This is a genomic window from Mesorhizobium sp. WSM4837 (genome assembly GCF_055811435.1).
The window spans coordinates 119,587-140,176 of sequence record NZ_JBVVQE010000010.1; the positions used below are offsets into that span (position 1 = coordinate 119,587).

Sequence of the window (20,590 nt, forward strand, 5' to 3'; positions counted from 1 at the left end):
ATGCAGTATTCGGCCTCCTGCATTTGTAGTATTCTGTCTTGGGACGGGTTCCACTATGACGGTCAATGACGCTTCGAAAGCGCAGACGCTCGATGCCTTGTCGGGTCGCGAGCGCGCGGTCGCGGAAAAATTCGCAACCGGCATGACCTATCGCGAAATCGGCGATGCACTTTTCATTGCCCCGACCACCGTTCGCACCCACCTTGCGGCCATCTACGAAAAACTTGGCGTGCGCACCAAGATCGGGCTCGCGGCGTATTTTGCCGGCGCTTCCGGCGCTCGGCCGGGCGGGCAGTCACCCCCGTCGGACGCTCCGCCGGTGCTCGCCATATTTCCGATCGAATGCCTGAATTCCGACGAGCGCTGGCGCCGATTTGCCGACGGGCTGTCGTCAGACATCACCATCAACCTGGCGCGATACGCTGGCTTGCCTGTCATCGCCTTCCACACGATGAAATCGCTGGGCAGCAAGCCGGCCGATTTCGCGGCGGACGGCAAGGCGCTCGGCGCCACCTATTTCGTATCGGGCCAGTTGCGTGCGGACGACCAGAGGATTCGCTTGACGATAGAGCTTGCCGATGCCCGTAGCGGCGTCGACCTGTGGAGGGAGCGTTACGACCGCCCGGCCGAGGACATTTTCGCGCTGCAGGACAGCCTGGCCGAAAGCATCATCAACGTGTTCGCCGGCAGTTACGGAACGCTGGCCACGGTCGGCCGCAATGCGGCTCGCCGCAAGCCACCGGCCAGCTTGCGGGCCTATGATTTTTATCTGCTTGCGCTCGAACAGCACACCACGTTCAGCCGCGCCGGCAATGCCGAGGCGATCCGCCTGTTTTTGCGCGCGCTGGAGCTTGATCCTGCTTTCGCCAACTGCTGGGCCGAACTCGCCTACGCCTATTCGGTCGAGGCCTGTAACGGCTTTGGCGACGACGTGCTGACGTCGACCGAGAACGGGCGGATCACGGCCGAAAACGCCTTGCGCCTCGACCCGACGGACAGCTGCGCCCACGCATGCCTTGGCAATGTCAGGGCATGCCTTGGCGATCTCGAAGGAGCGGAGCGCGCGCACCGGCGCGCTCTCGAATACGGCTCCAACCACGCCGGCATACTGCTGCTGCTGGCCGGCAGCAAAGCGCTTGTCGCCGGCGATCCAGCCGAGGCGATCCCGCTCATCGAGCGTGCCATGCGCCTCAATCCATTGGCCCCGCACTGGTATTTCGCCATGCAAGGCCGCATCCTGTTTGCCGCCGGCAGGCATCGGGAAGCTGTCGCGGCGCTCCGCAGGAGTTCGCCGGAGTCGCCGGACGTGCTGATGTTCCTGGCGCTTTCGCATGCGGCCATGGGCGAGACCGGCGATGCGGCGCGCGCCGCGGCCCGCTTGAGAGCCGAATTTCCAGGCTTTTCGGTGGAACGCTTCATCGCAGGCTATCCGGTGACCAACCGGGACGCCTTGCTTGCCATCCGCCACGCTGCCGAGCTGGCGAAGCTGCCGTAGGCAAGTTGATGCATGCAGGGGTCGGTGCCGGCTCGCCCGATCGATGCCGGCCGATCAGGCGGGTGTTGCCGCCCTGCACAAGCACCAAATGGGCACCGCGCTACGGGGTGGGCCTCGCCGAAATGATATCCGCCTCAGCCCACTTTCGCCTTCTTCAGCACATCGTTGACCTTGGCCTGCCAGCCCTTGCCGGTTGCTTTGAACTTCTCGATCACCGCCGGTTCAAGCCGGATGGAAATCTGCTGCAACGGGACCGCGACAGGTGGGCGCCCCCGGCCGCGCTTGATGCTCTCGGCCAGATCGGGAAACGCTTCGGCAAAAGGTTTGCCCTTGGCGATATGCTCGTCGGTCAATTCCGGGCTGTCGGCACTGTCCCAGTCTTCCTTGGTGTAACCCCGACCGGGAACGAACTCTTTCATGCGGTTCTTGCGGGTCATGTCAAAAGGCTCCTTTCCCTGCTGCTGGCCGGACGATAATAGGAGAGTCAACCATTATTAGTGATACAAAAAAGAATGTCGTGATGCAAGCCCGTTTCCTTCAGTGATTGTCCTCTTACGAAGGACAACCCAAAAGGCAGACATGGTACGATGCGGGCTCGTTTCGGCATGACGCGGCGATCGTCCAGACCGTTCGCGCCCACGGAAAAATTGACACGACAGCCGGTCTCGGCCATCCTTAGCCCAGCCGCCTTCTCCTGCGGCGGCGTGTGTATGAGCGAGTCCATGGCCAGTTCCGCCACCAGCCAGAATTCCAAGCGCGCTGCGGTGCGCAAGGCGCTCGACCGCCACAAGGTCTACATCACCGCACAAAGTTTTTCAGCCGGTGCCTACAAGGCGCGTGTGCTCGTCGACGGCGAGGCCTATTGGGTCGACGAATTCCGGCTGAGCCAGCTCCAGCAGGGTCTGTCCCCGGCCGAGCTCGAATTGACGCCGGCCACCGACGATTGAGCTGCGTGTGACATCCATCCCTTCGTCATCCCAGGGCGGAGCAGGAGCGAAGCGACGTCGCGGAGACCCTGGGATCCATGCCGTGACATCGGAGCGCCGCTGCGATGGAGTTTTGATGTTGGCGGGACAGCGCCCCCCTCTGTCCTGGCGGACAGTCCGGCAGGACAGAGGGGGGCGCGAAGGAATGAGACGCTGGTTGCTGACTGCCGCGCGCTTCGATCTTTGACATGCCAGCTCCTTCAAAACTCAAGGCCTATCGCGCCAAGCGCGAATTCAGCAAGACGCCGGAGCCCGCCGGCGGGCCGGTTGCCGCAGAAGGCAATCGCTTCGTCGTGCACAAACACCATGCCACCGCCGACCATTACGATCTTCGCCTGCAGGTCGGTGACGTGCTGAAGAGCTGGGCGGTGCCTCGCGGCCCGTCGCTCAATCCGGCCGACAAGCGGCTGGCGGTCGAGACCGAGGACCATCCGCTTGAATATATCGACTTCGAAGGCGTCATTCCCGAGGGCGAATATGGCGGCGGGCCGATGATCGTCTGGGACACCGGCGTCTGGGCGCCGATGGACGATGTCGAAAAGAGCCTGCGCACCGGTTCCTTCAAATTTCGTCTCGCCGGCGAGAAACTGAATGGCGGCTGGATGCTGACCAAGCTGAAACCGAAGCCCGGCGAGGATGAGGGCAAAAAGAACTGGCTGCTGTTCAAGGAGCGCGACCTCGCCGCCGCCGCCGGGCTCGACATACTGGAAGCCCGGCCGGAAAGCGTCAAATCCGGCCGCCGCATCGAGGAACTGGTGGCAACCCCGAAGCCTGCCGCAAGGCCTGCGAAACCGGTGGCATTGAAACCCGGTGCGCTGCCGGGCGCGGTCAAGGCGCCGCTGCCTTCCCGGATCGAGCCGCAGCTGGCCACGCAGGTTCCGAAGCCGCCGGGCGGCGAAAGCCCTGCCGAAAAAACGCGTGAAATCTGGCTGCACGAAATAAAATTCGACGGCTACCGCACCATGGCGCATCTGGCCGACGGCGCGGTCAAATTGATCACCCGCGCCGGCCTCGACTGGACCAGGCGCTATGGCGACCTGCCGCTCGCCTTTGCCAGGCTGCCCTGCCGCGATGCAATCATCGACGGCGAGGTCGTCGTGCTCGACGCCAGGGGCATCAGCCGCTTTGCCTTTTTGCAGGAGGCGCTGGCCGAGGGCGCCGGCAACAAGCTCCACTACTATGCCTTCGACCTGTTGTATCTCGACGGCTGGGACCTGACAAAAGCGCCGCTCGGCCGGCGCAAGGCGCTGCTGTCGCAATTGCTGTCCGGCCTGGGCGCCAACTCCGCCATCCAGTTCTCGGACCATGTCGAAGGCGATGGCCAGGCGCTCTACGACCAGGCCTCCGAGATGGGGCTGGAAGGCATCGTCTCCAAGCGCGCCACGGCGATCTACCAGAGCGGCCGCACCAAGACGTGGACCAAGACCAAGGCGCTGAAGACCGGCGATTTCGTCATCGCCGGCTACACCACCTCCGCTGCAGCCGAGGGGCTGGCCGCACTCGGGCTCGGCGAATTCGAGGATGGCGAGCTGCACTATCGCGGCAAGGTCGGCACCGGCTTCGACGCCGCCACCGCCACCGCGTTGCTGGCCCGGCTGGAGCCGCTGCGCGCCGGCGCGTCTGCACCCGAAGGCGTTCCACGCGAGATCATGCGCGAGATGAAGTGGGTGCGGCCGCTGCTTTCGGCCCATATCCACTATGCCAACCGGACCACCGACAATGCGCTGCGCCATGCCGTGTTCCGCGGACTGCGCGACGTCGGCCTGTCGACGCCTGTATCGGCCAAGCGCAAGCGGCTGATCGCCGAGGCCGACCTCGCCACGATCTGGGTGACCAACCCGACGCGGCGGCTGTTCGGCAGAACCGGACCGACCAAGCTCGATATCGCCGTTTATTACGCGCTGGTCGGCGACTTCATGCTGCCGCATATTTTGGGCCGCCCGGTGTCACTGGTGCGCTGCCCGACCGGCAAGCCGCAGGACTGCTTCTTCCAGCGCCATGCCTTCACCGGCATGCCGAAATCGGTGGCGACTTTTGAGGCGACCAATTCCGAGGGCGAGACCAAATCCTACCTGTCGGTCGAGGACGCCAAGGGCTATCTGGCGCTGGCGCAGTTCGGCGTCGTCGAGTTCCACACCTGGGGCACCCATCGCATTCGGCTCGACAAACCCGACCTGATCGTCTTCGACCTCGATCCGGGCGAGGGGGTTAGCTGGCGCGAGGTGGTCGAGGCGGCGGTGCATATCCGCGCCGAACTGGAGGCGATGGGGCTGGTGCCGTTTGCCAAGACCTCGGGCGGCAAGGGCATCCACATCTCAGTGCCGGTGAGGCAAAAACAGAACTGGAAAAAACTGCACCAGGCGACCAGCGCCATCTCCTCGGCATTGGCCGCCACGGCGCCCGACACCTTCACCACCACCATGGGCAAGGACAACCGCAAGAGGCGCATCTTCATCGACTTTCACCGCAACGCGCGCGGCCACACTTCGGCGGCACCCTATTCGCTGCGCGCCCGCACAAACCTGCCGGCCTCGACGCCGGTAAGTTGGTCCGATCTGGAATCCATCGACGCTCCGGAAGATTTGAATTATTCTTCACTGCCGGGGCTTCTGGCCACCTCCGGCGATCCTTGGGCCGACATGGAAGATTTCGCTAGGGATTTGCCGGTATTGTGAGGGCGATGTAGGTTTTGCGCAGCGTCGTTCGTCCTTTGGACGAAGCGCTGCGAACAGTTCGACAGTGCACGGCCGCGTAGGAGAGTTTCATGGCGCCCAGGGCAAGTTGGAAAGGTTACCTCAAGCTCAGTCTCGTCAGCTGTCCGGTCCGGCTGTATCCGGCTACGAGTGCCAGTGAGCGCATCAGTTTCAACCAGCTGCACAAGGACACCCACAACCGCATCAACATGAAGCCGGTCGACCCCGAGCTGGGACTGGTCGAGCGCTCGGATCTGGTCAAGGGCTACGAATACGAGGACAAGCAGTATATTATCATCGAAGATGCCGACCTCGAGGCGGTGCGCATCGAATCCAACCACACGATGAACATCGAGGCTTTTGTCGACGAGCATTCGGTCGACGTCATCTACCAGGACGCGCCCTACTATCTGGCGCCGGATGGCGCGATGGCCGAGGAAACTTTCGCGGTGCTGCGCGAAGCCATGCGCAAATCCGGCAAGCTGGCGATCGCACGGCTGGTGCTGTCCAGCCGCGAGCGCGTGGTGACGATCGGGGCGCGCGAGAACGGCATGTTCGTCTGCACCTTGAGGAACCCGAACGAAGTGCGCGGCACGGCTGAATATTTCGGCAACATCCCGGCCGGCAAGCCCGACCCGGAAATGCTGCAGCTTGCCGAAGCGCTGATCAAGCAGAAGGAAACCACCTTCGACCCGAAGAACTACGAGGACCGCTATGAGATCGCGCTGATGGCGATGATCCGCGAGAAGCTCAAGGGTCACAAGCCGATCATCGCCGCCGCGCCCGAGCGCGGCAACGTGATCAATCTGATGGATGCGCTGAAGGCCAGCCTGTCGCAGTCGGCCAAGCCGCCGGCCAAGAGCAAGAGCAAGGCCGATGAAGCGGCGAAACCGGCAACGAAATCCGCCAGGGGCGGCGCCGGCGCGGCCAAGGAAAATCCGCTCAAGGCCAATCTGCTCAAGGCCGTCGGCAAGAGCAAAGGGTGACAGCGCCCACCGGTATGATTTCCGGCAGCGTCTTCGGCGCGATCGGCGCGCTGGCGGCGTTCCCGCTGAGGCTGGCGGCGCGTGAAGTCGAGCGCCGGCAGGGCCAGTTGCGACGCGGCGTCAACAGGCGCACCAGCCATGTCGTGTTCGGCCGCAAACTTCTGGCCAAGGCCGGGGATGCCGAGATCGAGCGCCGCGTCGCCGCCGAGCGTGCGGCCGGGCGCAAGCTGATCAGCGAAAACGGTTTTTTGCGCCTGCTCGGGCTGATCAAGGCGCCAGAGGCCTCGGCGTTGTCGCGGCAGTCGCTTCTCGATCAATCGCGATTGGCCGCATCCGACCTCGACCTGTTGTCGCTTTTCGATGCCTTTGAGCATGATTGCGAACCCTATTCGTTTCGCGATTTGATCCTGGCCCGCAAATATGCCGGGCTGGTCGCCGGCGGCGCCTCGTGGGGGGCGATCGCGCGCTCGGTGCACCGCTGCGGTCCGGTCGCTTCGCTGACCGCCAAGTCGCTGAATGTCGGCTCGCAGCACGGGCGCGCCGATCAGATCTATCTCGAGGGCGGCCAGAGCGAACTCGACGGCCAGCTGCTGTTCGATCTGGGAACGCCTGACGATGACACGCTGGAAGAACTGTTCGCCGATGCTGAAGCCGCGGAAGAGGCTGAAGACCACGAACAGGCGGCTGCACTCTACCAGCGCTGCCTTGCCATCGATCCGAGCGATGCGATCGCCGCCTTCAACCGCGCCAACTGCCTGCGCGCCGCTGGACGCGCGCCCGAGGCGGCGCACGACTATGCCCGCGCCATCAAGTGTGACCCTGGCTTTGTCGAGGCCTGGTTCAATCTGGCCGGGCTGATGAGCGATGAGGGTCGCGAGGCCTCGGCGCGCCGGCATCTGCAGAAGGCGATAGCGCTCGACCAAAACTATGCCGATGCGGTGTTCAACCTGGCAAGGCTGGAGTTCGACGCCGGCAACCTCGCCGAGGCGCGGCGGAACTGGGCGCGCTATCTCGAGCTCGACGCCGGCTCCGAATGGGCGCGGATGGCGGCCAAGGGTATTCAGTTCATCGATTTGCAGCTGGCGCGGATGTCGGCGGGGTGAGGCGATGGCGCTCCCTTCTCCCCTTGTGGGAGAAGGTGGATCGGCGCGTTAGCGCCGAGACGGATGAGGGGTGCTGGAAGAAATGAGGCGTTGGCGTTCCCTGGAACACCCCTCATCCGACCGAGCTTCGCTCGGCCACCTTCTCCCACAAGGGGAGAAGGGGTCGTCTACGTTGGAGTTCCCATGACCACCTTCCTCTACGACGGCCCAGACACCGCTCCCATCACCATCCTGCTCGCCCATGGCGCCGGCGCGCCGATGGATTCTGCCTCGATGAATGCCACGGCAAAAGCGCTGGCCGAAGCCGGGTTCCGCGTTGCGCGCTTTGAATTCCACTACATGGCGGCCCGCCGCTACGGCCACCGCAAGCCGCCGCCGCGCGCCGAGACGGTGAACCCGGAATACATCAAGGCGATCGCCGACCTCAGGGCGAAGGGCGTGAACGGGCCGCTCATCATCGGCGGCAAGTCGATGGGCGGCCGCGTCGCTTCGATGATCGCCGACGAGGTGTTTTCGAAGGGCGACATTTCAGGGCTGCTTTGCCTCGGCTATCCCTTCCATCCGCCGGGGAAACCGACGCAGCTTCGGACAAAACACCTCGCCGGTCTCAAGACGCCGACATTGATTTTTCAGGGCACACGCGACGAATTCGGGACCAGGGACGAGGTCGCGACCTATGACCTTTCCGACACCATCGAAATGCGGTGGCTGGAAGATGGAGACCACGATTTGAAGCCGCGCAAGAGCATCTCCGGTTTTTCGGCCGCCGATCATCTGAAGACACTAGCCGATGCGGTGAAGGCGTGGACCGAGCGCATCGTGCGCTGAAGCAGGCCAATGAAGATCGCCACCTTCAACGTCAACAACATCAACGGCCGGCTGCAGAACCTGCTCGCCTGGCTGACTGTCGCCAAGCCCGACATCGTCTGCCTGCAGGAGCTGAAGGCAAGGCAGACGCAGTTTCCGCGCACAGCACTCGCCGCGGCCGGCTATGGCGCGGTTTGGGTGGGACAGCCGACCTGGAACGGCGTCGCCATACTGGCGCGGGGTTCAGAACCGGTTCTGACCCGCGAGGCGCTGCCCGGCGACGACAGCGATAACCAGGCCCGCTACATCGAGGCGGCGGTTAGCGGCATCGTCGTCGCCTGCCTCTATGCGCCGAACGGCAACCCGCAGCCCGGCCCGAAATTCCAGTACAAACTTGCCTGGCACCAACGCCTGAACGCGCATGCGGAAGAACTGTTCGACACCGGCCTGCCGGTGGTGCTGGCCGGCGACTACAACATCGTGCCCGAGCCGCGCGACATCTATCCGACCCGCTCCTATGACGACAATGCGCTGGTGCAGCCGGAAAGCCGCGCCGCTTTCGCAGCGCTGCTCGACCAGGGCTGGACCGATGCGCTGCGCAAAAAACACCCGAAGGAGACGCTCTACACATTCTGGGATTATCGCCGCAACCGCTGGCAGCGCGACGCCGGCCTGCGGCTCGACCATATCGTGCTGTCCAAGAAACTGACGCGCCGGCTGGCCGGGGCAGGCATCGACCGCGACGTTCGCGGCGAGCCCGGCGCCAGCGACCACGCGCCGGTTTGGGTTGAGTTGCGGTGAGGGCGGAGATTGGCCGTCATTGGCGGTTTCGCCAATCTTAATCCTTCATGCGCAACCGGTCAGCCCGGTCGCGCGCCTTCGCGGGCGAAGGCCTCGATCAATGGCGTATACCCCTCAAGGTCGGGTTGGGTGGCGAAGCTGTGGCTGGCGGCGGTCGTGGCCCAGGGCAGCCTTTCCGACGTGAAAACCTCGACGAAGGGCACGTACCAATTGTGCTCGTCGAGCATGGTAGCGCGAACATTGACGAAGAAGTCCAAGCCGTGCGGATGCGTGAACATCCAGTTCTTGCAGTGCGGGCAGTAGAGTTGCCGGTGCGGGCCGTGCATGCCGCCGACCACCGGCTCGCCTTGCGTAACGCTGAACCCGCTGCTTGGCACCGCCATGGTCAGGGAATAAGCGCTCGCGCTCAGCTTCTGACAGCCGGTGCAATGACAGGCCATGGTCAGCAAGGGCGGCGCACTTATGCGAAAGCGTATCCCACCGCACAGGCAGCCGCCGTCCCAGGGTAGTTTCCAATCATCCATCACTTGGCCTCGGTGCTGAGTTCCCTGGCAGGCGATTCTAGCGCGCGACCGGGCAACATTGCGGCGACCAAGAGTGTCGCCAGGCCATATCGAGCGCTTTGGCGCAGGCGCGCGTTTTGCGCTCGCTGTTTCGCTCTTCGGAATTGACCGGGCATCGACAAGCCCGGCGCCGACCTGCATCATTGCGGACGAAGCGAACAGCGGCGCGAGGGGAGCCCGATGAACAGGTTTGTCGACAGGCTGCTGGCAATGCTGCTGCTGGCGATCGGCATGCTGTGCTTCACACGCTTGTATTTCGCGCTGGGGGGCGTCGGCGAAGGCTTCGTGTTCGCGCGCCTGGCTTTCTTCGGGACAGCGGGCGTTGTCTCAGCCCTTGCAGCCCTGCTGTTCTGGGCCGGCCTGTTGCCGGGCCGGTCGACGCACGATCCGAAGGTGCCGCTGTTCGGCAGGGGTGCGGAAACGCAACCCGGCGGACGACCACGCCTGCGGCGGCTCTTTGCCGTCGTTCCGTTCCTCGCCGTGCTCGCTCTGGTGGCCGACCAACTCGGCCCCTGGTCGCGGCAGCCACAGGACGCCGGCAAAAGCCTGACCGCCGAGCAAACTGTGCCGAGCGCGCCGGAAGGCCAAGAGGTCACCAGCGCACCGGCCCCGGAACCGGAGCGGCTCCTGCCTCGCCATCCGAGGTCGCGCTGGTCCCACCTGTTTCACCGCCGGAGCCTGCTCCAGCCCCGGCTGCGCCACCGCAGACCGTCGCGCCGCTGCCACAGGTTCCGCCGCCGCAGCCGACGCAGCCCGACGGCCACCGCGAGCCCGTGGTCTGGCTGGCGGTGGCGCCCGACGGTCACTCGATCATGAGCGCCAGCACCGACCGCACGATCAAGCTCTGGGATATCGACGGCAAGCGCCTGATCCACACGCTTGGCGTCGACAAGGACATGGCCCGTACCGCGCTTTTCCTGCCCGATGGGGCGCGGGCGCTGACGGCGGGAGACGACGGCGAGATCGTGCTGCGTCGGCTCGCCGATGGCGCGGTGCTGCACGTCTTCTCGTCAGGCCAGAACGGCGGCGTCAACAAGCTGGCGATCAGCCCCGACGGCAAACGTGCCGTCAGCGGGCACGACACCGGCAGGGTCATCGTCCGGGATATCGAGAAAGGCTCGGTGCTTCACAAGATGCCGGGGCACGACTGGTCGATCAGCGGGGTCGCCGTCTCGCCCGACGGCACGCGTGCGATCAGCGGCAGCATCGAGGGCACGCTAAAACTATGGGACATCGGCACCGGCAAGCAGCTGCGCAGCTGGCACGGGCATGAGCGCGGCCCCTATGGCGTGGTGTTCACGGCCGACGGGCGCCATCTGATCACCGGCAGCGACGATTATACGATCAAGCTCTGGGATCTCGACAGCGGCCGCGAAGTCCGCCGCCTGAGGGCCATTCGGGCACGGTCTATGCGCTGGCGCTGTCGGCCGACGGCAAGCGGCTGCTGTCCGGCTCACTCGACGGCACGGCACGGCTGTGGGACATGGAAACCGGCAGCGAGACCGCGCTGTTCGACAGCCGGTCCGGACCGGTCTACGCCGTGGCGTTCGCCGCCGACGGCACAGTGCTGACCGGCGGCTACGACCGCACCATCCGGGACTGGCCGGCAGGCGGCGGAGACGGGGTGGTGCTTTTCGCCGGAGCGCCAGATTGATTAGATTTTCAAGGTGCGAATATTTCGGAAAGAGGCGGCGTGCGCTAATGATTACCGCTATCGACAAATGGATTGGCGAACGTGAGCAGTGAAGACTGGCCGCTTGAGGCGAACACAACTGTGTCCATTTTGCCGGTGCCACATCGCCGAAGAATCTTTCCCATCGTCTTGCTTGTGTTGGCTGCTGTCGTGCTGTTTTGGCCAGCTCGCAATTATTACGCTCAGTGGTCGGCCATCCAGAAGGCGCAAGCGGCATTCCTCGCCAAGGACTACGCCGAGGCATTCCGCCAGTGGAAGATAGTGGCCGACGCCGGCAACCCCGATGCGCAGAACAATATTGGTTTGATGTATTGGTTAGGCCAAGGCGTTGCTCGGAACGACGCGCTGGCAGTGAACTTTTGGCGCAAGACCGCAGAGGCAGGAAACCTAGATGGTGCGTCCGGCCTCAGCCAAGCTTATTATGATGGCAGAGGTATCGGAAAAGACGATCAGTTGGCCTTAATGTGGGCGCGGAAGGCTGCGGACAATGGGCACGCAAATGGTCAACACTTCCTTGGCGTTCTCTATTCAGAAGGCCGGGCGGTGGCGAAGGATGACCGCAGGGCGTTCGAATGGTGGATGAAAGCCGCGGCCAGTGGCCTCGCCGATGCGCAATATGCCGTTGGAACTGCATATGCGTTGGGAAAAGGCGTGGGCAAGGATGACGCAAAGGCATTTTCCTGGTTCAGTAAGGCGGCCGATCAGGGATATCCCAACGCTCAATTCGCTGTTGGCCAAGCCTATTCACAGGGTTGGGGGGTTCAACATGATCATGCTCAGGCTGCCGTCTGGTGGCGTAAAGCGTCCGAACACGCCAACGCCCAGGCACAAGCCGCGCTTGGCTATGCATACTCAATCGGCAACGGTGTTACCCAAAGCGATGCGGACGCAGCGTCTTGGTGGCTCAAGGCGGCCAATCAGGGAGACGTCAGTTCGCAACTGAACCTGGGGGTCGCCTATTCGAAAGGCGCTGGTGTTAGCAAAAGCAAGGCGGACGCGGTTTCGTGGTGGCTCAAGGCCGCAAAGCAGGGAGATATCCAGGCCCAGCTCCTCGTGGCATACGCCTATGCCAATGGTGAAGGCATCGCCAGAGACCACAAATCTGCTGAGTTCTGGTGGCTGGCTGCCGCGAAAACGGGAAATGTCGATGCCGAAGCCAGTCTTGGGATGCTGTATTATCGCGGTATCGATGGACAACCGGACTACAAGGAAGCCGCTAAATGGTTGCTCAAGGCTTCTTCCCATGGCCATCCCGGTGTCCAGATTTATCTGGATATGATGAAGGAGGAAGGTCTGTTGGACACCAAGACATTGTAGGCGAAGATCATATTTGACCTTGTTGCGGATAACAGACGTTTGGCTTTCCCCACATCGTCGAAGCGTCGATCGCAGAGCTGCGGCAGGCGCTGGAGGCCGGCACTGTCACCAGCGTCGAGCTGGTCGGCGCCTGCCTGCGCAGGATTGCGCACTACGACCGCCATGGCACCGCCCTCAATGCCGTTCCCTTGCTCAATCCCAAAATGTTCGAGGAGGCGGCCGCGTCCGACTGGCGCCGCAGGAATGGTGCTGCGCTCGGGCCGCTGGACGGCATCCCCTATACCGCCAAGGACAGCTACAAGGTATCAGGCATGACAGTCGCCGCCGGCTCGCCGGCCTTCGAGCATCTCATCGCCAACGAGGACGCCTTCACCGTCGGGCGGCTGCGGGCCGGCGGCGCGGTGCTGATCGGACTGACCAATATGCCGCCTATGGCCAATGGCGGCATGCAGCGCGGCGTCTACGGCCGGGCGGAAAGCCCCTACAATGCCGATTACCTGACCGCCGCCTTCGCGTCGGGCTCGTCGAATGGTTCCGGCACCGCGACCGCCGCCAGCTTCGCCGCCTTCGGGCTTGGCGAGGAGACATGGTCGTCGGGCCGCGCGCCGGCGTCGAACAACGCGCTGGTCGCCTACACGCCGTCGCGCGGCGTCATTTCCGTGCGCGGCAACTGGCCGCTGGTGCCGACGATGGACGTGGTGGTGCCGCATACGCGCAGCGTGCCCGACATGCTCGAACTGCTCGACGTGATCGTCGCCGACGATCCGAACACAAGGGGCGATTTCTGGCGTGCGCAGCCCTGGGTGGCGCTGCCGAAGAGCTCGGATGTAGGGCCGCCAAGCTACACCGGCCTCGAGCTGGAGGGAGCGCTCCGAGGCATGCGGCTCGGCGTGCCCCGCATGTATATCGGCCGCGATACGGACGTTGCGATCCAGACCCGCGCCTCGGTGCTGGAACTGTGGCAGCAGGCGGCGGCCGATCTGCGGCGGCTCGGCGCAGATGTGGTCGAGGTCGATTTTCCCGTCGTCTCCAACTACGAGCGCGACCGGCCGGGAGCAAAAAACATGGTCGATCGCGGGCTGATTCCCAAAGGATTCGCCGAGCGCGAGATCTGGGACCTGTGCGTCTTCGCCTGGGACGATTTCCTGCGCGCCAATGCCGACCCTGGCATCGCCGATCTCGCGTCGGTCGACGGCGCAAAGATCTTTCCGCAGCCGCCGGGCACGCTGCCGGACCGTTATGAGGACAGTTTTGATGTGGCGGAATATGTCGAGCGGGCCAAGCGCGGCGTCACGCCATTCCTGGCCATTCCCGAGCTGGAGGCCGGCCTGAAAGGCCTGGAGGCGACGCGGCGCATCGATTTCGAGGATTGGCTCGCCGCGCAACGGCTCGACGCGGTGGTGTTTCCCGCCGTCGCTGATGTCGGTCGGGCCGATGCCGATGTCAACGAGGCCTCCGCAGCACTGGCCTGGCGCAACGGCACCTGGGTCGCCAATGGCAATCTGGTGCCGCGCCATCTCGGCATTCCGACCGTCACCGTGCCGATGGGCGCGATGGCCGATATCGGCATGCCGGTCGGCCTAACCTTCGCCGGCAAGGCCTATGACGACACCCGGCTGCTGCGGCTGGCCGGCGACTTCGAGCGTTTTGACCAGCGCCGCAGCCGCCCGCCGCGCACGCCGGAACTTCCCGACAATGTTTTTTTCGCCCGACACAACGCGAGCATGCCCGGCGAGACGCCGCCGCTGACCGTGGCGCTTGCCGCCGAGACGCGCCATGCCGGTGATCAGGACGGGATAACAGTCACGCTAGATGTGGCCGGAACGGGAATCGAGACCAGCGTGAAAGTCCATGTCAACGGCGAGCCCATTCGCATGCAACGGACCGGCGCGCGCTTCACCGGGCGTGCAGTCGTACCGGCCAAAGAGCATGAGAGAATTCACAGCGTCTGGCGCGGCGTGTACGGCTCGATCGTCACCGCCGTCGTGCGTCTTGAGGACGGACGCGCCGCCGGCGCCTACGTGGTGACCGGCGGGATCGGTGACCATCGCGCTTCGCCTTGTGCTGCGGCGCGCCGTCTGCAAACGGCTTTTCAATTCGCGTCAGTCCGGCTTGCAGGGGTCGGCCTTGGCCGCTGCTGTCTTCTCGCCCTCCTGCTGCGCCTCGACATCCTGTTGCGAGGTGGCAAGGTTTTTATCGCCGCCGGCTTCCTGGTTGGCAAGCGGCATGGTGTTGCCGGTCTTGTTGGCCGGGCCGCCCTTTACCCTGTTACCGGTATTCGCGTCGGTTTCGAGGGGCGCGCGCGTTGCGTCTTTTGCGACGCCTGATTGAGCTTCGATCGATGCGGTCGTGTCGTGGCAGGTAGCGCTTGCCGTGCCGGCCGTCAGCCCGATCATTGAGGTGGCGAGCAAAATAGCGGTTAGGGTCTTCATCTCGTCCTCCTTCGCTGTTTGAGGTCATCTTTCTAAACTGCCGGCCCTATCTGAGGTTCCGCCAATTCAGTTCGAACTTCGAATGTGGCGTCGTATTCCGATTGATTTGCGGGCTTCCGCAGGCGCCGCCTATCGCGTATTGGCGCGGGGAAACTCCCTTGGGCGCGCGTGAAAAGCATGATTCGACTGGAAAGCATCAGCAAGCAGAACGGCCGGCAGATCGTCTTCATCGAGGCCTCCGCCTCCTTGCAGAAGGGCGAGAAGGTCGGCCTGGTCGGCCCGAACGGCGCCGGCAAGACGACGCTGTTTCGCATGATCAACGGCGAGGAGCAGCCCGACGAGGGCCAGGTCTCGGTCGATCGCGGCGTCACCATCGGCTATTTCAGCCAGGATGTCGGCGACATGGCGGGCCGCAGCGCGGTTGCCGAAGTGATGGACGGCGCCGGGCCGGTGAGCGAAGTGGCGGCCGAGATGGGCGCGCTCGAAGCGGCCATGGGCGATCCCTATCGCGCCGACGAGATGGACGCCACCATCGCCCGCTACGGCGACCTGCAGGCGCGTTTCGAGGAGCTCGACGGCTATGCGCTGGATGGCCGCGCCCGCGAGGTGCTGGACGGCCTCGGCTTCAGCCAGGAGATGATGGACGGCGACGTCGGAAAACTTTCCGGCGGCTGGAAGATGCGCGTGGCGCTGGCCAGGATCCTGCTGATGCGGCCCGACGCCATGCTGCTCGACGAGCCGAGCAACCATCTCGACCTGGAAAGCCTGATCTGGCTGGAACAGTTCCTGAAGAATTATGACGGCGCCCTGCTGATGACCTCGCACGACCGCGAGTTCATGAACCGCATCGTCGACAAGGTGGTCGAGATCGATGGCGGCTCGCTGACCGCTTACTCCGGCAACTATGAATTCTACCAGCAGCAGCGGGCGATCGCCGACCGGCAGCAGCTGGCGCAGTTCGAACGCCAGCAGGCGATGCTGGCCAAGGAGATCGCCTTCATCGAGCGCTTCAAGGCGCGCGCCTCGCACGCTGCCCAGGTGCAGAGCCGGGTGAAGAAGCTGGAGAAGATCGACCGCGTCGAGCCGCCAAAACGCCGCCAGAAAGTGTCGTTCGATTTCCAGCCGGCGCCGCGCTGCGGCGAGGACGTGGTGACGCTGAAGAACGTCCACAAGGGCTATGGCAGCCGCCCGATCTATCAGGGGCTGGATTTCCAGGTGCGCCGCCGCGAGCGCTGGTGCGTGATGGGCATCAATGGCGCCGGCAAGTCGACGCTGCTGAAGCTGGTCGCCGGCGCTTCCGAGCCGGACAATGGCACGGTGGCGCGCGGTCCCAGCGTCAGGATGGGATATTTCGCCCAGCACGCCATGGAAGTGCTGGAGGGCGAACGCACCGTGTTCCAGACGCTGGAGGGTGCCTTTCCGCAGGCAGGCCAGGCGCCGTTGCGCGCGCTGGCCGGCTGCTTCGGCTTTTCAGGCGACGAGATCGACAAGAAATGCCGGGTGCTGTCGGGCGGCGAGAAGGCGCGGCTGGTGATGGCGCTGATGCTGTTCGACCCGCCCAACCTGCTGGTGCTGGACGAGCCGACCAACCACCTCGACATCGCCACCAAGGAGATGCTGATCACGGCACTTTCGCAGTACGAAGGCACCATGTTGTTCGTCTCCCACGATCGGCATTTTCTGGCGGCGCTGTCGAACCGGGTGCTGGAACTGACGCCCGAGGGGATTCATACCTATGGCGGCGGCTATACGGAGTATGTCGAGAGAACGGGGCAGGAGGCGCCGGGGCTGCGGAGCTGAGGCGCAGAGCGGCGTTGCCGCTCATCATGACCCAAACGCTCGATTCCGGAAAGGAAGCACGGGCTGCTCAGCCGTGTATCACAATTTCGCACAGCGGATCGCCGCCGTCGATGAACAGCCGGCCTTGCGCCGTCAACGCGGCCTTGAGCCGTTGCAGGGCGATTTTTCCTGCCTCGGGATGACGCCCGTCCAACGCGCCGACGCGCACCGCAACGGCAATGTCGAAATGCTTCTCGTCCGCCTCCAACTGGAAATCCTCGATGGCGACCTGACGCAGGCTCAGCCGGCCCGCTGCAATCTCGGCGCGCGAGGCGGCCCTGGCCTGCGTGATGGCCTTGGCCGAGCGGTCGATCGCCAGCACGTAGCCGTCGCCAATCCGGCGCGCGATCTCGCGCGCCGCAGCACCCGGGCCGCAGCCGATCTCCAGAACCCGCATGCCGTGCCGCAAAGGCAGCGCATCGACGATCGCCAAAAGCCTTGGCGACAAGTCGTTCGCCATTCCGCTTCTCCAGCTCTTTCCGTGAGCCGAGATTAGCGACCATGGCTGGCGACGGGAAGGCCGACACCTGAGGGGATCGCGGACGTCGTCGATGTTTTCACCGCCGGTGGTGAACGCCCCTTGATCGATTATCGAAGAGGCCGACGATCGGTCGACTTCTCAACTGCGCGACAGGAACAGTAGGGGATACTTAAAGAGGAAATAGACCCCGAGCGGCCCGGCGTCGTTGGCCTGAGGGGGGCGGGACTGGCGCCGAGCCTAACCGGTTGGGGGGTAGATCACCGGCCAACTGCATACATACGCTAAATCTAATTTAAGAGCAAGCTAATGTAACAGTGATTCAATGTTGCGCGTTGGCGATTTTCCAGCGGTTGTCTCCGATCAGTTGTTGTTTCTGGCGGCCGCTTCCTGGCCGCGCGCGTCACTCCTATGGCGGCGGCTATACCTGGCATGTTGAGCGCACCGGCCAAGAGGCGCCGGGGGCGCGGGGCTGAAGCGCAGAGCGCCGGCTTGACCCTGCACCAGGCCGGCGACATTGTGCTGGTCGCCAGTTCATAACGGTCGTGTGGGAATGGATTTTCGCAACGCCATCGATGAATCGCTGGCCTGGGCCAGCCGATGGTTCGACTACGCCGTCACGCCGTGGTTTTTCTATCAGGCTGCCATCATCGTCGTGCTCTTCCTCGTCGCGAAGCTCGCAGCGCAGCGCATCGAACCGCTCATGGAGAGCCGGGCACGCCAGATCAAGGGGCATCCCGGACTGTTGAGGGTCGTCGTTGCCCTGCTGCGGCGCACCGACTGGATTCTGTTCACGGTCTTCCTGCTTGCAGCGCTCGTTCTCATGCGCGCCGTCACCTGGCCAAGCCGGACCCATTTCATCTATATCGCGCTCTCGCTATCGCTTGCGTGGCTGTTTGCGTCGGTGCTGTCGCGCATCGTCCGCAATCGCTTTGTCGCGCGGGCTCTCGCCTGGCTGACCTGGATCTATGCGGCCCTCGTCATCCTGGGCATCGATGACGACGCCGCGACTTTCATGGAAGGCCTCGCAATACCGTTGGGCGCGGTGCGCCTTTCGGCGCTCATGGTGCTGAAAGCGGCGCTGCTGCTGATCGCCACGGTTTGGCTTGCGGTGGTCGTCGGCAAGTATATCGACGAGCGCGTCCGCATCTCCGAAGAGCTGACGCCCTCGATCCGCGTCCTCGTCGGCAAGGTCGCAAAGGTCGCCCTTGTGCTGGTGGCGGGTGCCATCGCCCTGTCCTCCGTCGGACTAGACCTGACGGCCCTGACGATATTCTCCGGCGCCGTCGGCGTCGGCCTGGCTTTCGGGCTGCAAAAGGTGGTTTCGAATTTCGTCTCCGGCATGATCATCCTGCTCGACAAGTCGATCAAGCCGGGCGACACCATTTCGCTCGAAGGCACTTTCGGCTGGGTGCGCGAATTGCGGGCGCGGTTTGTCTCGGTGGTGACGCGCGACGGCCGCGAGTACCTGATCCCGAACGAAGACTTCATCACCCAAAGGGTCATCAACTGGTCGTTCAGCGACAACCTCGTGCGGCTCGACGTGAATTTCGGGGTCTCTTACGACGCCGACCCGCATAAGGTCAGTGAACTGGCCATCAAGGCCGCCATGAGCGTCGGCCGTGTCGAAGCGGACCGGCGGCCGGTCTGCTGGCTCACCGACTTCGGCGAATCCTCGCTCAATTTCGTGCTGCGCTTCTGGATCCACGACCCTCAGCAAGGCCTGACCAACGTGCGCGGCAGGGTGCTGCTGGCGCTGTGGGACACTTTTAGGGAAAACGGCATAGACATCCCCTATCCGCATCGCGAGATCATCATGAAGCCGGACGGGCGTGCTGAGAACCCAGGCGGGCGCTGAAGCTGCCAATCTCCCCCCTTGTGGGGGAGATGTCCGGCAGGACAGAGGGGGGCGCTGTCCCGCCGACTTCTCTCACCGATCCGCTCTCACGCGCATTCGCTTAGAACGTCCTTTGCGCATTCAGAACGAACAAGGTTGGCGATCCTTCGCGCCCCCCTCTGCCCTGCCGGGCACTCCCCACGAGGGGGGAGATTGGCAGCTTCGACGCCGTGCGCGTTCGCGAGTGCATCCGGCAAGGGTTCGCACCTCGGCTCCAATGCTGTATCCAGCCCGAATTCAAGGAGCCTGCGATGACCTCACACCTCGACATCCCCGACGCCAGCCGCATGGCGGCCGACGACGAGCACGCCTACGACGCCGCGTGGCAGGACGATGTTCGCGCCGGCGTGCGGCAGGTGCGCGATCTCGACTCCCTGCCGCTGTCGCCAGCCGAGCGCGCGGCGGCTCAAGCCGCGGCCACGCGCCACAAGGTTCGCATCCCAAAAGCCTATCTCGAGCTGATCGACTGGAGCGACCCCGCCGATCCGATCCGGGCGCAGGTCATCCCGTCGCCCGAAGAGCTGGCCGAGCAGGAAGGCGAGCTCGACGATCCGATCGCCGACCACGCCTTCAGCCCGGTGCCGCGATTGACGCATCGCCATGCCGACCGGGTTCTGCTGTTTGCGACCTACCAGTGCGCGGTCTATTGCCGGTTCTGCTTTCGCAAGGAGTCGCTGACCTCGATCGGCCGGGGTTTTTCGCGCGAGGCGCTGGAGCCCGCCTTCGCCTATATCGAGGCCCACCCCGAAATCCGCGAGGTGATCCTGACCGGCGGCGACCCGCTGTCGCTGCCGGACAAGGCGCTGGCAGAAATCCGCGCCCGCATCGAGGCGGTTGCGCATGTGCGGCTCTTGCGCATCCACACCCGCGTGCCCGTAGCGCTGCCCTCGCGCGTCACGTCAGGGCTGGTTCGCTCGCTGCAGGGCCGGCTGATGGTCACAGTCGTCACCCATTTCAACCACGCGCGGGAGATCACGCCGGCCACCGAAGAAGCCTGCCGCGCGTTGCGGCAGGGCGGCTTCGTGCTGCTCAATCAGAGCGTCCTGCTGAAAGGCGTCAACGACACCGTCGAGGTGCTGGAGGAACTGTGCCGCGAGCTGATGTACCGCCTCGGCATAAAACCCTATTACCTGCACCACGGCGACCTCGCGCGCGGCATGGCGCATCGGCGCACCACGATTGCCGAGGGACGGGCGCTGGTCAGCGCCTTGCGGGCGCGCCTGTCGGGCATCTGCAACCCCGTCTACGTGCTGGACCTGCCGGACGGCGGCGGCAAGGTGCCGCTCGGGCCGTGCTATGTCGAGGCGCGGGACGGGGAGACCTGGCGGATTCGCGGGCAGGATGGGACGGTGAGGACCTACACGGAGCTTGTCGGCGACCTCTGAAACCTTGGTTCCTCGCCCCCGCATGCGGGGGAGAGGTGGGGGGGGGGCGGGGGGGGGGGGGGGGGTTTGTGGGGGGGGGGGGGCCGCCCGGGGGGGTTTATAAGCAAAGCCGCCA

At 64.3% G+C, this 20,590-nt stretch carries 17 protein-coding genes and 1 pseudogene; 15 read left to right on the top strand and 3 right to left on the bottom strand.

Annotation, left to right across the window (positions count from 1 at the left end):
- Positions 1–55 precede the first annotated feature (55 nt).
- Entirely contained in the window at positions 56–1,495 is a 1,440-nt protein-coding gene (locus AC0L3D_RS08375) for a LuxR C-terminal-related transcriptional regulator (RefSeq protein WP_473643861.1), read from the top strand.
- 134 nt (positions 1,496–1,629) lie between these two features.
- Here AC0L3D_RS08375 and AC0L3D_RS08380 read toward each other — a convergent pair whose 3' ends face one another.
- The gene (locus tag AC0L3D_RS08380; RefSeq protein ID WP_287346186.1) at positions 1,630–1,932 is read right to left on the bottom strand and encodes a BrnA antitoxin family protein; all 303 of its coding nucleotides are present in this window, start codon (positions 1,930–1,932) and stop codon (positions 1,630–1,632) included.
- Between the two features lie 285 nt (positions 1,933–2,217).
- On the opposite strand from AC0L3D_RS08380, the gene AC0L3D_RS08385 reads away from it, so the two are divergent.
- From AC0L3D_RS08385 to AC0L3D_RS08410, 6 genes are all read left to right on the top strand, one after another.
- Entirely contained in the window at positions 2,218–2,442 is a 225-nt protein-coding gene (locus AC0L3D_RS08385; protein WP_027155417.1) for a hypothetical protein, read from the top strand.
- Positions 2,443–2,669: 227 nt separating this feature from the next.
- Positions 2,670–5,156, top strand: a complete 2,487-nt coding sequence (gene ligD / locus AC0L3D_RS08390; protein ID WP_473643863.1) for a DNA ligase D — start codon at positions 2,670–2,672, stop codon at positions 5,154–5,156.
- An 89-nt stretch (positions 5,157–5,245) separates the two neighbouring features.
- Positions 5,246–6,160: a non-homologous end joining protein Ku gene (ku, locus tag AC0L3D_RS08395; RefSeq protein ID WP_023799023.1), complete on the top strand. Its 915-nt coding sequence runs from the start codon at positions 5,246–5,248 to the stop codon at positions 6,158–6,160.
- 14 nt (positions 6,161–6,174) lie between these two features.
- Positions 6,175–7,263 carry a tetratricopeptide repeat protein gene (locus tag AC0L3D_RS08400; protein WP_473643885.1) on the top strand — a complete coding sequence of 363 codons (1,089 nt, stop codon included), beginning with the start codon at positions 6,175–6,177 and terminating at the stop codon, positions 7,261–7,263.
- A gap of 183 nt (positions 7,264–7,446) precedes the next feature.
- The gene (locus tag AC0L3D_RS08405; RefSeq protein WP_128170365.1) at positions 7,447–8,091 is read left to right on the top strand and encodes an alpha/beta hydrolase family protein; all 645 of its coding nucleotides are present in this window, start codon (positions 7,447–7,449) and stop codon (positions 8,089–8,091) included.
- A 9-nt stretch (positions 8,092–8,100) separates the two neighbouring features.
- Positions 8,101–8,871 carry an exodeoxyribonuclease III gene (locus tag AC0L3D_RS08410; RefSeq protein WP_473643866.1) on the top strand — a complete coding sequence of 257 codons (771 nt, stop codon included), beginning with the start codon at positions 8,101–8,103 and terminating at the stop codon, positions 8,869–8,871.
- Positions 8,872–8,930: 59 nt separating this feature from the next.
- Here the strand turns inward: AC0L3D_RS08410 and AC0L3D_RS08415 are convergent, their stop codons facing one another.
- The gene (locus AC0L3D_RS08415; protein ID WP_051505774.1) at positions 8,931–9,395 is read right to left on the bottom strand and encodes a GFA family protein; all 465 of its coding nucleotides are present in this window, start codon (positions 9,393–9,395) and stop codon (positions 8,931–8,933) included.
- Between the two features lie 219 nt (positions 9,396–9,614).
- Here AC0L3D_RS08415 and AC0L3D_RS08420 point away from each other — a divergent pair, with 219 nt between their 5' ends.
- The 6 genes and pseudogenes from AC0L3D_RS08420 to AC0L3D_RS08445 all read left to right on the top strand — a co-directional run bounded on the left by AC0L3D_RS08420 (position 9,615) and on the right by AC0L3D_RS08445 (position 16,676).
- Entirely contained in the window at positions 9,615–10,250 is a 636-nt protein-coding gene (locus AC0L3D_RS08420; RefSeq protein ID WP_473643867.1) for a hypothetical protein, read from the top strand.
- Positions 10,223–10,738: pseudogene (locus AC0L3D_RS08425) on the top strand (WD40 repeat domain-containing protein); the annotation flags it as partial. The gene AC0L3D_RS08420 and the pseudogene AC0L3D_RS08425, both read left to right, overlap by 28 nt.
- 116 nt (positions 10,739–10,854) lie before the next feature.
- Complete coding sequence (locus AC0L3D_RS08430; RefSeq protein ID WP_473643887.1) at positions 10,855–11,088, top strand: WD40 repeat domain-containing protein; 234 nt, start codon at positions 10,855–10,857, stop codon at positions 11,086–11,088.
- An 81-nt stretch (positions 11,089–11,169) separates the two neighbouring features.
- Positions 11,170–12,444, top strand: a complete 1,275-nt coding sequence (locus AC0L3D_RS08435; protein WP_473643869.1) for a tetratricopeptide repeat protein — start codon at positions 11,170–11,172, stop codon at positions 12,442–12,444.
- A 53-nt stretch (positions 12,445–12,497) separates the two neighbouring features.
- The gene (locus AC0L3D_RS08440; RefSeq protein ID WP_473643888.1) at positions 12,498–14,771 is read left to right on the top strand and encodes an amidase; all 2,274 of its coding nucleotides are present in this window, start codon (positions 12,498–12,500) and stop codon (positions 14,769–14,771) included.
- Positions 14,772–15,053: 282 nt separating this feature from the next.
- Positions 15,054–16,676 carry an ABC-F family ATP-binding cassette domain-containing protein gene (locus tag AC0L3D_RS08445; RefSeq protein ID WP_473643871.1) on the top strand — a complete coding sequence of 541 codons (1,623 nt, stop codon included), beginning with the start codon at positions 15,054–15,056 and terminating at the stop codon, positions 16,674–16,676.
- A gap of 67 nt (positions 16,677–16,743) precedes the next feature.
- Here the strand turns inward: AC0L3D_RS08445 and AC0L3D_RS08450 are convergent, their stop codons facing one another.
- Complete coding sequence (locus AC0L3D_RS08450; protein ID WP_473643873.1) at positions 16,744–17,175, bottom strand: SAM-dependent methyltransferase; 432 nt, start codon at positions 17,173–17,175, stop codon at positions 16,744–16,746.
- A 571-nt stretch (positions 17,176–17,746) separates the two neighbouring features.
- Here AC0L3D_RS08450 and AC0L3D_RS08455 point away from each other — a divergent pair.
- Together AC0L3D_RS08455 and AC0L3D_RS08460 are read left to right on the top strand one after the other, a co-directional pair.
- Entirely contained in the window at positions 17,747–19,051 is a 1,305-nt protein-coding gene (locus AC0L3D_RS08455; protein ID WP_473643875.1) for a mechanosensitive ion channel family protein, read from the top strand.
- A gap of 290 nt (positions 19,052–19,341) precedes the next feature.
- Positions 19,342–20,475, top strand: coding sequence for a KamA family radical SAM protein (locus tag AC0L3D_RS08460; RefSeq protein WP_473643877.1), 1,134 nt, complete (start codon positions 19,342–19,344; stop codon positions 20,473–20,475).
- Positions 20,476–20,590: the final 115 nt, after the last annotated feature.

What these genes read in the sequence shown, in the direction of transcription:
- AC0L3D_RS08375 (WP_473643861.1), top strand. Translation starts at nt 56, where the DNA reads ATGACGGTCAATGACGCTTCGAAAGCGCAGACGCTCGATGCCTTGTCG.
- AC0L3D_RS08380 (WP_287346186.1), bottom strand. Translation starts at nt 1,932, where the DNA reads ATGACCCGCAAGAACCGCATGAAAGAGTTCGTTCCCGGTCGGGGTTAC.
- AC0L3D_RS08385 (WP_027155417.1), top strand. Translation starts at nt 2,218, where the DNA reads ATGGCCAGTTCCGCCACCAGCCAGAATTCCAAGCGCGCTGCGGTGCGC.
- ligD (WP_473643863.1), top strand. Translation starts at nt 2,670, where the DNA reads ATGCCAGCTCCTTCAAAACTCAAGGCCTATCGCGCCAAGCGCGAATTC.
- ku (WP_023799023.1), top strand. Translation starts at nt 5,246, where the DNA reads ATGGCGCCCAGGGCAAGTTGGAAAGGTTACCTCAAGCTCAGTCTCGTC.
- AC0L3D_RS08400 (WP_473643885.1), top strand. Translation starts at nt 6,175, where the DNA reads ATGATTTCCGGCAGCGTCTTCGGCGCGATCGGCGCGCTGGCGGCGTTC.
- AC0L3D_RS08405 (WP_128170365.1), top strand. Translation starts at nt 7,447, where the DNA reads ATGACCACCTTCCTCTACGACGGCCCAGACACCGCTCCCATCACCATC.
- AC0L3D_RS08410 (WP_473643866.1), top strand. Translation starts at nt 8,101, where the DNA reads ATGAAGATCGCCACCTTCAACGTCAACAACATCAACGGCCGGCTGCAG.
- AC0L3D_RS08415 (WP_051505774.1), bottom strand. Translation starts at nt 9,395, where the DNA reads ATGGATGATTGGAAACTACCCTGGGACGGCGGCTGCCTGTGCGGTGGG.
- AC0L3D_RS08420 (WP_473643867.1), top strand. Translation starts at nt 9,615, where the DNA reads ATGAACAGGTTTGTCGACAGGCTGCTGGCAATGCTGCTGCTGGCGATC.
- AC0L3D_RS08445 (WP_473643871.1), top strand. Translation starts at nt 15,054, where the DNA reads ATGATTCGACTGGAAAGCATCAGCAAGCAGAACGGCCGGCAGATCGTC.
- AC0L3D_RS08450 (WP_473643873.1), bottom strand. Translation starts at nt 17,175, where the DNA reads ATGGCGAACGACTTGTCGCCAAGGCTTTTGGCGATCGTCGATGCGCTG.
- AC0L3D_RS08455 (WP_473643875.1), top strand. Translation starts at nt 17,747, where the DNA reads ATGGATTTTCGCAACGCCATCGATGAATCGCTGGCCTGGGCCAGCCGA.
- AC0L3D_RS08460 (WP_473643877.1), top strand. Translation starts at nt 19,342, where the DNA reads ATGACCTCACACCTCGACATCCCCGACGCCAGCCGCATGGCGGCCGAC.